12 protein-coding genes are annotated in these 13,460 nt (G+C 38.1%); 5 read left to right on the top strand and 7 right to left on the bottom strand.

Going from position 1 to position 13,460, the window contains the following annotated elements:
- The first annotated feature begins 23 nt into the window (after positions 1–23).
- The 3 genes from VXM68_RS12225 to VXM68_RS12215 all read left to right on the top strand — a co-directional run bounded on the left by VXM68_RS12225 (position 24) and on the right by VXM68_RS12215 (position 3,992).
- Complete coding sequence (locus tag VXM68_RS12225; RefSeq protein ID WP_293955547.1) at positions 24–1,751, top strand: MFS transporter; 1,728 nt, start codon at positions 24–26, stop codon at positions 1,749–1,751.
- A 241-nt stretch (positions 1,752–1,992) separates the two neighbouring features.
- The gene (locus VXM68_RS12220) at positions 1,993–2,856 is read left to right on the top strand and encodes an N-acetylglucosamine kinase (protein WP_293955548.1); all 864 of its coding nucleotides are present in this window, start codon (positions 1,993–1,995) and stop codon (positions 2,854–2,856) included.
- Positions 2,857–3,170: 314 nt separating this feature from the next.
- Positions 3,171–3,992 (top strand): UDP-2,3-diacylglucosamine diphosphatase, encoded by an 822-nt coding sequence (locus tag VXM68_RS12215; protein WP_293955549.1) that lies wholly within the window; start codon positions 3,171–3,173, stop codon positions 3,990–3,992.
- 69 nt (positions 3,993–4,061) lie between these two features.
- Here VXM68_RS12215 and VXM68_RS12210 read toward each other — a convergent pair whose 3' ends face one another.
- The gene (locus VXM68_RS12210) at positions 4,062–4,745 is read right to left on the bottom strand and encodes a metal-dependent hydrolase (RefSeq protein ID WP_367208882.1); all 684 of its coding nucleotides are present in this window, start codon (positions 4,743–4,745) and stop codon (positions 4,062–4,064) included.
- Positions 4,746–4,755: 10 nt separating this feature from the next.
- Positions 4,756–5,061: a YbaB/EbfC family nucleoid-associated protein gene (locus VXM68_RS12205; protein WP_209582269.1), complete on the bottom strand. Its 306-nt coding sequence runs from the start codon at positions 5,059–5,061 to the stop codon at positions 4,756–4,758.
- 185 nt (positions 5,062–5,246) lie between these two features.
- Between VXM68_RS12205 and VXM68_RS12200 the strand changes: the two genes are divergently transcribed.
- Complete coding sequence (locus VXM68_RS12200; protein ID WP_367208881.1) at positions 5,247–5,873, top strand: hypothetical protein; 627 nt, start codon at positions 5,247–5,249, stop codon at positions 5,871–5,873.
- A gap of 94 nt (positions 5,874–5,967) precedes the next feature.
- Here VXM68_RS12200 and VXM68_RS12195 read toward each other — a convergent pair whose 3' ends face one another.
- Positions 5,968–6,945: a hypothetical protein gene (locus tag VXM68_RS12195; protein WP_367208880.1), complete on the bottom strand. Its 978-nt coding sequence runs from the start codon at positions 6,943–6,945 to the stop codon at positions 5,968–5,970.
- A 234-nt stretch (positions 6,946–7,179) separates the two neighbouring features.
- On the opposite strand from VXM68_RS12195, the gene VXM68_RS12190 reads away from it, so the two are divergent.
- Positions 7,180–7,761, top strand: a complete 582-nt coding sequence (locus VXM68_RS12190; protein WP_293955553.1) for a thymidine kinase — start codon at positions 7,180–7,182, stop codon at positions 7,759–7,761.
- Positions 7,762–7,960: 199 nt separating this feature from the next.
- On the opposite strand, the gene VXM68_RS12185 is transcribed toward VXM68_RS12190, so the two are convergent.
- From VXM68_RS12185 to VXM68_RS12170, 4 genes are all read right to left on the bottom strand, one after another.
- The gene (locus VXM68_RS12185) at positions 7,961–10,684 is read right to left on the bottom strand and encodes a carboxypeptidase regulatory-like domain-containing protein (RefSeq protein ID WP_367208879.1); all 2,724 of its coding nucleotides are present in this window, start codon (positions 10,682–10,684) and stop codon (positions 7,961–7,963) included.
- Between the two features lie 128 nt (positions 10,685–10,812).
- The gene (gene cls, locus VXM68_RS12180) at positions 10,813–12,276 is read right to left on the bottom strand and encodes a cardiolipin synthase (RefSeq protein ID WP_294348949.1); all 1,464 of its coding nucleotides are present in this window, start codon (positions 12,274–12,276) and stop codon (positions 10,813–10,815) included.
- Positions 12,277–12,332: 56 nt separating this feature from the next.
- Complete coding sequence (locus VXM68_RS12175) at positions 12,333–13,022, bottom strand: sulfite exporter TauE/SafE family protein (protein WP_293955556.1); 690 nt, start codon at positions 13,020–13,022, stop codon at positions 12,333–12,335.
- Positions 13,023–13,031: 9 nt separating this feature from the next.
- Positions 13,032–13,454, bottom strand: coding sequence for a FixH family protein (locus VXM68_RS12170; protein ID WP_293955557.1), 423 nt, complete (start codon positions 13,452–13,454; stop codon positions 13,032–13,034).
- Between the last annotated feature and the right edge of the window lie 6 nt (positions 13,455–13,460).

Here is a 13,460-nt window from a genome sequence, read left to right as displayed (position 1 = left end):
ATTTAAGTTTTTAGATCCCTTATATGGAACAGCAACAAACTAAAACTAATTACCCCGCGCTTTACACACTAATTATTGTGTTTTTCTTCTGGGGGTTCATTGCCGCAGGGAACAGTGTTTTTATACCATTCTGCAAAAATTACTTTCATTTAGATCAGTTTCAATCGCAGCTGATTGACTTTGCTTTTTATACAGCCTATTATATCGGCGCATTGCTACTGTTTATTTTCAGTTCAATTGGTGGAAAAGACCTGGTTGGAAAATGGGGATATAAAAAGAGTATCGTTTATGGTTTACTTTTCTCAGCTTTAGGTGCTGCAGCCATGATCGTTGCTGTCGAAGTGAACCTCTATGTTGGTATGTTGTTGGGCCTCTTCGTCGTTGCACTGGGTTTTTCATTACAACAGACCGCGGCAAATCCATTCGCAGTTTTGTTGGGTGACCCAAAAACCGGTGCGTCTCGGGTCAACCTCGGAGGTGGTATTAACTCTTTCGGCACAACAATAGGCCCGCTTGTTATCGGATTTTCGTTATTCGGAACATTTGAACCTATTTCAGACTCCGAAATTGCCAACCTTCCGTTAAATAAAGTAGTCTATCTCTATATAGGCGTTGGCCTGTTGTTTATTTTAGCTGCAGCGCTATTTAATTTCAGTAAAAAAGTTCCTGCTGGGATTAGCGACGAGCCAATGGAAAAAGCGAACAAAGCTTTACGTACATTGATTATTATGACTGTTTTGCTCTTCGGTATGTTCACACCCGTTTTCTTAAGCTATAAAAGTGATTTAGCCTTAGAAGTAGAGCAATTACACAAACAAGTTTCGAGTTTAACCGATCCCGTTCAGATCGATCAACTCAAATTACAGATTAAAGAACTTGCCAAACCTCTCGAAACACAGCGTATGCTTTGGTTAGCAGGCGCTTTGGTCGTTGTTATTGGTGGTTTGTTATTCTCTAATAAAAGTGCCCAAAAGAATCCAGAAGGTTGGGGTGCGATGAAATACCCTCAATTGGCTTTAGGTATGCTTGCTTTGTTTATCTATGTTGGTATCGAAGTAGCCATTGGTAGTAACCTTGGCGAATTATTAACCCTGAAAGAATTTGGTCACCTGCAATCATCACAAATTACACCTTATGTATCTATGTACTGGGGGAGTATGATGATCGGCCGATGGGCAGGCGCAATAACCGCGTTTAACTTAACTAAAACCACCAAAAATGGTTTGTTGGTCATAGTTCCACTCGTTGCCTTCTCTATTATTATTGGAGTTAATACACTCGCTGGATTTGAAATGTCACACCTCTATTATTATGTTGTGTGTATTATTCTTCAAATTGTAGCATTCTACCTAAGTAAAGAGAAACCTGCTCGCACATTAATTATTTTCGGATTATTCGGAATTATTGCCATGTTGGTTGGGTTGTTCTCATCGGGTACAATCGCTATCTATGCTTTCTTATCAGGAGGTCTTGCTTGTTCAATTATGTGGTCGTCCATTTTCAGTTTATCTATTGTTGGTTTGGGTAAATACACCGCTCAAGGCTCGGCATTCCTCGTTATGATGATTCTTGGGGGTGGTGTTCTTCCTCCGATCCAAGGAAAATTAGCAGATATTATCGGTATTCACAATTCATATATTCTACCATTGGTCGGATTCTGTTATGTTGTTTTCTTTGCGATCTTTGTGAAGGGAATATTAACAAAACAAGGAATCAACATTGACGAAATAGAGGCTGAAGGAGGACATTAATACCCCTCACTAATTGTAAATAGTACACTATTTAAACAATTTTATTACACAGCTCAAAAACAGGCTTAGCGATATTGTTAAGCCTGTTTTTTTATCTACTGACTTAATGACAAAAATTTATTTTTCGAAAAATCAACGGATAAATTATGATATTTAAAATTAAAAAATGTATTTTCGGGGAATTGATTAATGATTGATTACTCATTTTATAACGATTAAACACAATTAAAACTACTCAATAATGATAATCATTGCTGACGGGGGATCAACAAAAACAAACTGGTGTTTGTTAGACGATTCGAATAAAAAAATCTACTTCAATACAGAAGGATATAATCCTTATTTTGTTGATAGTGAATACATTGTAAACTCCCTAAAAAAAGGACTACCGCAAGATTTGCCTTTTGAAAAAATCTCGGAAGTAAACTATTATGGTGCCGGAGTCCACAACAAGGAAAAAGCACAAATCGTAGTTAATGCCTTGAAAGAAGTATTTACAACAGCCGAAGTTGAAGTAGGACATGATCTTCTTGCGGCAGCAAGAGCATTATTAGGAACTCAAGCCGGATTTGCTGCGATACTAGGAACAGGAACAAACTCCTGCCTTTATGATGGCAAAGAAATCACATTGAACATCGACTCCGGCGCTTATATTTTAGGTGATGAGGGTTCTGGTAGTTATATCGGTAAAAAATTACTAGCAGATTATGTTCGTAATTTAATGCCCAAAGATGTGAAGGAAGTATTCTATAATACGTATAAAATGACAAAAGACGAAATTATGGATGCGGTTTATACCAAGCCTATGCCTAATCGTTTCTGTGCTAGTTTTAGCAAATTTGTTTATGACAATAACGTCAATATCGAATATACGCGCAATATCGTCGATGAAGCTTTTGAAGCTTTTTTCAGAAACCTTGTCAGCAAATACCCGAATTATCAGAGCTATACCTTCAACTGTATAGGTTCAGTAGGCTATAATTTCAGAAATGTATTGGCTGAAAAAGCTGAACAATATGGAATGAAAGTAGGTAAAATCTTACGCTCTCCAATTGACGATTTGGTACAATTTCATATTGATAGAGCGACAGCTACTGCCAAATAAAAGAACACAATCTTTAACATAGTGAAAAGGTATCCAATTTGTATTGGATACCTTTTTTAGTATAGCATACTTCAGTTTCCAACTTCCCTAACGATCAAAATAGTTCATATCTGCTGAGTGCATTAATTTCCAATTAACTATTTAAACCTTTTTACAAGATATTTTAATGATTTAATAACGGTAATTTCATGGGTACAAAATAAATGTATCTTTCTTTTGTAAAAGAAGATAAGAGATTTATCGAATAAAATCAGTGTGGTTCAACTCAGGTTGAGTCATCATTCTAAACAGAGATAAATAAAAAATTATTGCAAATGAAAAGAAGCCTTGATATACTTGTAATCTCAGATTTACACTTAGGTACCTACGGCAGTAGAGCAAAAGAACTTTTACTTTACTTGGAGTCAGTATCTCCCAAAATATTGATATTGAACGGCGATATTGTAGACATTTGGCAATTTAAAAAAAGCTACTTTCCGCAAGAACATCTCAAAGTCATCAAAAAAATAATTGACATGAGCTCCTCAGGTACAGAAGTACATTACATCACGGGCAACCACGACGAAATGTTGCGCAAGTTTACAGACCTTAAATTAGGTAATATCAAGCTGAGCAATAAATTACTTCTCTCCCTCAATAACCAAAAAGTGTGGATCTTTCATGGGGATGTTTTTGACGCTTCCATCCATCATTCTAAATGGTTGGCAAAACTGGGTGGATGGGGTTATGATAAACTTATACAGCTTAATAACATTATTAATTACTGTCTTGACAAAATGGGTAAGGAAAAATTCTCCCTGTCAAAAAAAATTAAAAGCTCTGTTAAAAAGGCGGTAAAATATATATCGGATTTTGAACATACAGCAACCGAGTTAGCCATAGAAAAAAACTACGACTTTGTCATCTGTGGACACATACATCAACCTCAAATCAAAGAAGTCATTACCCGAAAAGGAACCTGTACGTATATGAATTCTGGTGATTGGATTGAAAACCTCAGTAGTTTAGAATATAAAAACGGTGAATGGAAACTGTTCTATTTTGAAGAAAACAAAGAACAAATCCTTAAAAACAAAATCATCGATATTCCCCTATTCAGTTTGGAAGATCTTAAAAAAATTGTCATATCCTCATAGATACAAAGGAATTAAACCTGAAAAGGTTGCATTATACAAAAAAGCCGAGTTAGCTCGGCTCTTTTGACTTTAAAGCTCAACTGTCGTACCGATTTCAGGTAATGATAGTGATATATCCGCATTTTGGAATTTATCCAACGCTTGTTGCTTATCGATAGTGATTGGCGGAAACGAATCATAATGAATTCCGATCACCCGGGCGCAGTTCACAAATTCAGCCGCTTTGACTGCATCATCCACGTCCATAGTGTAATGCCCTCCTATCGGTAAAAAGGCCCAATCGAGGTTCATTTCAGCCAACAATTTCATTTCCATGGTTAAAGCCGTGTCCCCTGCAAAATAAATTCGTTTGCCCTTTACATTGAAAACAAAACCTACTGGAAACCCTCCGTATCGACCGTCAGGTGTACTATTCGTATGTGCAGCATAGACCATTTTTACCGAACCAAATGGTAGCTGAACAGTTCCACCTAAGTTAAATTCGATGACTTTATCATCGGCAACTCCCTGTCTGCGGACCCAGTCTGCGGTTTCAACAATTGCTAAAACAGTAGCATTACTATTTTTTTGGATCGCAGCCATATCGGCTACGTGATCCTGGTGCCCGTGGCTTAAAAAGATATAATCTGGTTTAATCGAATCGACGTCGATTTCTTTTGCCAGCGGATTATAGGTGATAAATGGATCCATAAGTACCCTTATCCCGTCAAAATTAAACTCCACACAAGATTGTCCGTAATATGTCGCTTTCATGATGATCACCTTATTGATTAAATAATCCGCCCAGTCCTCCCAACATATCCTTGCTAGCTGCCTGCATTTCAGCCTGGCTGATATTCTCAGCTTGAACAATAGCCTTATTCAAAGCAACCACAAGTAATTCTTCCAATTCTTCCTTATCCGCGTTTGATAAAAATACAGGATCGATGATTACCTCTTTTATCTCTTTATTTGCTGTCGCCACCACACGGATTAATCCACCTTCCGCCTCACCGGAAACAGAAATTGAATCCAGTCTTTTCTTAATTTCCTCTGCCTTTTGTTGGGCCTCAAATAATTTGTCAAACATATTTTATAGCATTTATTTTATGCCAATTTACAAAAATATGTGCATACCTACTATCGCTAATTTACTTTCTACAGTACTCACCTCTTTTTCTGAAATTGGCTGTCCTTATAGATAGAAAGAACCTTCAGTTCGCTTTCATTGCTCTTGGTGTCTACGAAGTCGTGAAGGTTTTGTATTTTTGTGGTATGCAAAGCAATCAAGAAAAACTTGTCGCCCATATTTTGGACCAGCTGAACCTAAATTCAGCAGCTATTCCAGCGGAAACTTATAACAAATTACTTTCAGTGCAGCCTCAAATCGTGGATATCGATGATATGATCACCTATGTCAAAAGCATCGGCAATAAACTCGATGCTAGTGATAAAACCGATGAATTCATTGAAAAAATTGAAGATGAAACGAATATCCTCATCCATAAACTTAAGTTTATCTCGGCTACTGATAGGCCTAAAGTCTTGGTGGTAGATCAGATTGAACCTCTTGAAATTAACCATTCAGCTTATCTACATGAAGCCATAAAGATTGCAGGTGGTGTTCCAGTGACGACTGAAAGTGAAGCCGACAAAATCATTGTCATTGGCCATGGCGAACAAATGTTTACCCAGCTACCTAAATTGTTGAATACGCCATCGATAACTTCATCCAAAGCTATCGAGCTCGATCAGGTTTTTATGATGACCGATAAACAGTTTGCACAGATTCCAGGACACAATTATTTAAAGGAACTCGAATCATTAGCTGAAATTCTTCAGCCCAAATATTTTGTATACGGTCATGAAGGAAATGATTGGTTACAATTTCAACTAAACTGATAAATCTGAAGTATCGGCACAAAAAAACAGCTCCGATATTGTGAGAGCTGTTTTTCCATTGTTTTCATATTATAGTTATATCTTCTGCAATATTTTAGCTAAATCTTCTACGCAGGACATTGTATAATTTTTCAACGGTATTCGGTTTATCCGCCCACCTATTTTTAATCGCATAATTTGTTTGTAAAAACGCATCCGCCTCCGCATAGCTTGTAAATCTATTTAATAATTCTATTGCCTCGCTATATGCCAAGCTGTAGCCATTAAACAAATCTTTAATAAACAAAAGTTTATCATTTAAGCTTATACCTGTTTTAATATCTGTGAGTTTATCATTACTTCCAGATTGATTTACCTGATAGACTCGATTTTGCACTCCTGCTTGTTTCTGCTGAGAAATGATTTCATTTAAAGTTAATGGTCTAGCAGGAACTTCCTCAACTACAGTGTTGATTTCTTCCCGAATAAGAACTTCCTTGGGCTGTTCAATAATCACTTCTTTGGGTTCTTCAACCACTTCTTTAACAAAGACATTCACTTCTTCCATCGGTGAGGTTGCCTCCTTTTCGACCTGATAAGGTGGCTCAACTACCTGAGACCCTGTTATACTAGAATCTACAGATTCATCAGCAACAGGGATAGATTCCTCCGATTTCAATGGTCCGCTTTCGTAAGTTACCGATCTCTCGCGCTCTTCCACCAAATTCTCGTCTATTAAGGATTTAAGATCTTGAACCTGCTCCGTTTCCTGAACTACCTTTGCGGGCTGCTCAGCGACAAATTGCTGCGCCGCTGCTCTAATGGTAGAAGGCGGCGTAAAATAATCGTTGAATGCAATCTTCTTACTTTCCAATGCGGCTGAATTTAAAGTATGCTTCGATGGATCTTCACAAAGCACAGTTGTTGTCTTGAGTAACGTTATATAGGCTGCCGCAGCTTGTGCCTTAGCCTCCAATAGGACTAATTCATTCATTTCCGACAAGCCGTCTCGTTCTGACAAGGTCAGATACTGTCCATTTAAATCCTGTAATAAATCACCTATCTTATTAAAAATTTCCTCTTGAGTACCCATAATTATATTTGAAATCACCAATTAATCGTTTATCATACCTACACCCTCAACTAACCTAAAAGTGGAAAACTCAAACCTTTGATTTATAAATATTTGGATTTACATTCACTTTTTTGCTACCCAAATTTAATATTTAATTCTGATATTAGTAGCGTCAAAAACAGAATATAGTAGTAGGTTATTATACGAATATCACCTTATTTGTAGACCGTACGACAAAATTAAATTAATCAAATGCTTTTTTCCGAACATAATTTGGCTTTGCGCCCCGCTCAATATGGTAGCATTGAAATTATCTGTGGTTCCATGTTTTCAGGCAAAACAGAAGAATTGATTCGCAGACTAAAACGAGCGCAGTATGCACGTCTGAATGTTGAAATATTTAAACCATCCGTTGACAAGCGATACGACGAGAAATTAGTCGTTTCACACGATAGTAACAGCATACCATCAACCCCTGTCGATCATTCTTCCGCTATCCTACTCTTAAGTTCATCCACTAAAGTGGTCGGAATCGATGAGGCGCAATTCTTTGATGACGGTTTGACAGAGGTATGTGTCAAATTGGCAAACAGTGGTGTTAGAGTAATTGTGGCAGGACTGGATATGGATTATCAAGGAAAGCCATTTGGGCCAATACCACATCTTATGGCGGTAGCTGAACATGTGACAAAGGTGCACGCGGTGTGCATGCAATGCGGGGCTCCGGCAAATTATTCTTATCGCTTGACCAGTGAAACGGCAACGGTGCTTTTAGGTGAAAAAGAAGCCTACGAACCTCGGTGCAGACATTGTTATTTTAATTTGAGTAATTGATTCAAATAAGCATTCGATAAATATCTGCCAAAAAATATACAAATAAAGTTTGGCATAAAATTTGAAATATTCTCTACAAATAGAAGATTAACGCTTTAATGAGCGACAAAATACTTTTCATAATTTAGGTTTATAATTGGTTAGTTAGCAGCTCCTTGCCCATCAAGGAGCTGCACTTTTTTATGTCCTTATGTAATAGTTAGGGCTGAACGCTATAGTTTATCACCTTCCGTCCAATATTCCCAGTTTGGTCCATCCCTTCAACAATCACTTTATAATTTCCATTTCCGTCTGCATTATAAAATTGAATTGCAGCTTCCCCTGTTTCTGATATGGAGACTTTCGGATTCCAGTAAATAGTAGTTCTCAAATCATTTACAGCCTTTCTCTCTGGAGTATCATATTTAGGAACGTAGAATTTTCTTTCTTTGATGTAGCCCAAAGGATACATATCGATAACATTTGATTTCGGTAACATACTTTCAATCTCACTCAATGACATCCGTGGTTTCTTAGCTTCTACTTTCTTTGTATAGATGGAAACAACACCATTATTCTGATACATTCTGGAGACTGTGCCCAATTCATCGCGCAAGAAAATTTCGATACCTTCGATATCTGCAACATTGATACTATTCAAGCCCGGTTCATCAATAGCCATACCATTGAGAAAGAATTGGACAGGTGTACGCCCACCTGCATTGTAATCGCGGGAAACATAATATTTCAATGTCTGCGGATCATAAGTAATGCCCGTCAACACCGTTTGGAGACACATCGTCAACACATTACACCCTGTCAAACGATCGGGTTCAATACGATGCTCGGGCATCGATAATCCCGAAATAGAAGGAAAATCTTTATTTGTGATTACTTTTTTTACTACGGCTGTTACTTCGACTTCATCCAACAAGATGGATTTTCGGTATTCTTTTCGGCTATTGGCCAAATAAGGCGCAAAAGCCTGATCTATATTGGGTATAAAATAGCTCTTATATCCGTTGTTCTTATCAATCTCAGGATAAAAGCTCTGATCCATATTAATAACTAAACTTCTGTAATTGTCATTGGACCGGGCATTTACCGTCACTTTGGATGAATCTGGAAAGACCAGATCCTTAAATGTGAATCGTCCATTTTGATCCGTATAAACATCCTTTTTAATGTTACGGGAAGGTACCGATAAAAGTAAGCCTCCATTTGGAAAAGGGCGCCCTGTGTTCATCCGAAGCGTACCTGACAATTCTATACCTTGCTCAGGGAGAAAACTAATCTGCGGTAACTTCTCTGAAATAAGTGTTGGATAATCAAATCGACGATAACCCTGTGTCATTAATAACGCATCAAGCGCTTTGTCACGATTGGCATTTTTTTCATCGAAATAGGCATTTGGATTCTCCACATTTCCTTTCAGGTCAGAAGTTAGTAAAAAGTTACTCACGATAGAAAGGTCCGCCTGATCGTTATAGGGAACTTTAGATTCATCGATTACAGATACGGAGTAACTTCCTGGAAATTTCTGTCCGTTGTTGTCCACCGCAAGTTTAAGGTTCACTAATTCTTTGGCCTTATAACTCTGCTTATCACTTGTAACTTGGATATTTAAAAGTTTTTCGCTTTGAACAAATGCCAGACGCTCGCTGATAGGCTTTCCCTCCGGACTCAATAAAGTTACTTGTACAATACCGTTTGGTAAACGTTCTTTCGGAATATTAACCAACGCCGAGGAAGATTTTAGATTCACTTGAGCCCCAAAACAAAGGTGTCCATTGGACTGAACCAAAACATAATAAGATTGACTTTGGTTTTTTGAGAAATTTTCTTCACTGGTCACCACGGCGAACTCCGCATTCGTGGCATCCTGCTTCACAAAAACGACGTTTGCTTTGTCCGTCGCAACAGCCGGCAATTTATATGTGCGTTCTTGCCCGTTGTCAAACTTTATCACAGCTTGATACTTTTCTCCAGCAAGGGGTAACAGCGAAAAATAACCCATTCCAGTTCCAAAGTCCTCAATCTCTGCAACGGACTTGCCCTTTGAATCCAAAATATTGCCTTTAACCTTTAGCCCTTTTCCATCAGATCCAACGGCTTTAAATGCGACCTTTTTAGCTAGGCCTGCGATCAGATCACCTCCTTCAGGAAAGAACTGCACTTCGGCATCCCATAAGGCATTTTTGAGTAAGAAAGAACTAGACAGCGGCTTTTCATTTTTGTTTTCCTGAATACTAATTTTCAGTTGTCCCTTTTCTAAATTCGACTTTTCCTTCGCCGACAGATTTATAGTTACTTTCCCCAATCCGTCAGTCTCACCTTTACCCTTATCATACGTTTCCCACCCGGATACAAACTCCCAATTAATTTTTGAATTGATCATCGGTTTTCCCGTTCGATCGCGAAACTGTATAACAGCCTGCGTCTTATTGCCACCAATATTATTTTGAAATTCAATATTCGTAATCAATTTCTTATTAATTACGTCGCCAATGGGAATTACTTTATTAAAGAAGTAAGCATTATCGAAATTAGCCATCCATTTCGTATACCCTCTAAACCGATAATTGTCCTGAACCATAAATTGAGGATCAAGCACAATCTGCCCATTTCCTACCCCTTTATCCAATGGAATCCGAAGAGTCTGGATAAGGGAATCCCGGCTATTCAGCACCTCAACGTATGCTATTTTACTTGGCTCATATTCGGGCAAATTGCGGGATAAATAGGTGGAAAACCAAAGGGTGTCCCCTACAGCATAATATGGCTTATCGAAATGTAAATGTACCTTTTCAACCGGGTACACTTGAAAATATTTCTGAACTCGTTCTACGATCGTATTAATAGGCAGTGTAGGTGCGGTTTGCGCATACGTTGTCCCTATTCTTAATAGTCCTATCGATAAAGTCAATAGTTTTATGTGCTTCATGGAAAGTCTTAGAATAAAAAATGAATAGCTAAATATATTCAATTTTGAGCAAAGACCAACCGCATTGGGCTATTTTTAACATTTATTATCCCTATTCATCGGGTTAATCTCTACGCCCTAAAGATTATTTAAAGCAAGGGAGCCAATAGTCTGCAGATAGAATCGACACCTCGTTTCCAACGACTTCGCTGCATCCAACTTCGAATTGTAATCAGATCTGAAAATTCAATATCAGCCAAAAACTGTGCATTCAGACGGTCACAGAGTGCTTTATCCGAGATAATTCCTGAAATTTCGAAATTGATATAAAAACTCCTGATATCCAGGTTTGTCGTACCAATATAAGCCAGCTTTCCATCAATGCAGACCGTTTTAGCATGGAGAAACCCTTTTTTATAGAGGTAAACATTAACTCCTCTTTCCAGTAGCGGTTTGATAAATGAAAAAGAAGCGTGTTGGACGAAATACGAATCAGACTTGGCCGGCAACATCAAATCCACACGAACACCCGACGAAACAGCCAACATTAAAGCAGTTGTCAATTGATCGCTTGGAATAAAATATGGAGTACACAACTGTACATACTCTTTAGCTTCATTTATACCGGCAATAATTGCTTCCATATTGAATGGTGCTGGCGATCCGGGATCACTCGCTGTGAACCCTACTCCGCTGGCATCTTCATTGGTTAATGGAAATCGATTTAAATAACCCCGCCCGAGTTCAAAAGATTCCGCTTCTGTCTGATTCCAGCTATTCCAAAACTGTATCTGTAAGGTATTTACTGCTGCGCCGATTACCATCATCGCCGTATCCCGCCAGTAAATCTCATTCTTTCCGTTATTGATATATCGATCCGAAATATTGATCCCACCAACAAAGCCGATCTTGCCATCTATAACCACGATCTTACGGTGATTTCTGTAGTTACTATTTGCCAAAGAGCTAAAAGTAACAGGAAGAAAGGCTTGAAATTCAAAATTAGGTTTATTCCGTCGCAAATATTTAATTACATCGGGCGCACCAAAACTGTCTAATATTAGACGCACAGTGACACCATTTTTTGCTTTTTCTTCTAAAATATGCAAAATTTCACAGCCTATTTCATCCATTTCCCAAATGTAATATTCCATATGGATGGAATGCTCGGCTGCTTTAAGCCGGTCGATAAGGACAGGAAACTTTTCTTCCCCATTGATAAATAGCGTCACCTCGTTATTCAGGGAAAAGGTAGATATTTTTTGGTTTTTGAGGTATCGAAACACCATAGCTAAACTTCCGATACGCTCATTTAACGTATCAATATGTTCCTCCATAATTTCGGATTCCTTACGCCAAGCATCCAATAGCTTTTTAGACTGCTCACGGTATACCCGTTTCATTCTTTTGACCTTCTTAAATTTTTGTCCAAAGAAATAGTAACTAAGTAAACCAATGCCGGGCAAAAACACAATGACCATAATCCAGGCAATAGTCTTGGATGGATTACGGTTTTCGATCAAGATGGTCCCAATTACACCAATGTAAAGAATCAGTAAAGGGATCCAATAATATTGTAATATTATTTGTAAGATATGATGAAGTACCTCCATTTTGTATGTTAAGGGTTTGACCAAATATAATATTTAGTACCGACATATTGTTGTCGTTAAACACAGTTTATTGCACCCTCAACATGAATAAATGGACTTAAATAGGGAATATCTAAATTGGCACCACGAAGTACAAACCATATTCCCAACAAGAAATATAGAAAAGGTACCCACTTTGAAAATCCAATTTTGAAGGATTTGGAAAAATTTCCAAGAAAAGAAAAGAGAAACAACAACGGTATAGTTCCCAAACCAAAACATAACATAAAGAAAAAACTTTGGAGTGGACTATCCGCATTGATGGAAGACATGAGTGCCATGTAGACCATGCCACAGGGTAATAATCCATTCAACACACCAGCTATAAAGCTACCCCCTGGCTTATACAACCACTTAGACAACAACCGTACAATAGGCTGCACAGCTTTGGTCTGCCAGCTGGCAATCGTTTTGTTATGCTTACCGACTAGCTGAAACAAAGCAATTCCTATCAGTATAATGCCTGTGGCCCAGCTCAAGCTGCGCTGCCAACCTTGAATTTGTGCAAATGTCCCTATCGTACCGAGTAACAGCCCCAAACAACCATAGGTCAGTACCCTACCGGATTGATATAATATTTTATTTAGGAAAACTGTCCAACCCAACCCCTGTCTCCCTTCTATGGCAAAAATCAGTGGACCACACATTACCGCACAATGTATACTGCCAAACAATCCCATGAAAAAAGCAAAATAAGTATAGCTCATTTCCCTAAACTAAAATAAAATATGCTCTTCAAACAGAAAATCTTTACCCGCACTTTTCCAGTCAATATAGAGGTTCCACATTCCTTTATCGAACGTGGAGATTGGAAGGGTATAGAGATTACCTGTCGTCTGAAACGGTAATTCTCTATCCAATCGATTGTCAGAAGGCTTTCGAAAAACCAATTTCCCTTTGTTTTCTTTGGAGACAAAATGAATATACAAGGTGTCTTTCCTGATTTCGACAGTCGGAGATTCCTTCATAGTCAATACATTCTGCTTTTTATCGTACGCTTGGTCATAATTCAGTCCCTGTTCGTAGTAATCATCTTCCTCCAGACTATCCGAGTCATGGCTTACCATATAGACACCTGCTCCGACTATGCACAACATAAATACCGCCAAGGTTAAAAAAATTTTTGTACCCCAATTCATTGTTTT

Source organism: Sphingobacterium sp. R2, from assembly GCF_040760075.1.
In the GTDB taxonomy this organism is placed as follows: domain Bacteria; phylum Bacteroidota; class Bacteroidia; order Sphingobacteriales; family Sphingobacteriaceae; genus Sphingobacterium.
The sequence above is the reverse complement of the archived record's forward strand: the minus strand, read 5'-3'. Positions and strand labels throughout refer to the sequence as shown.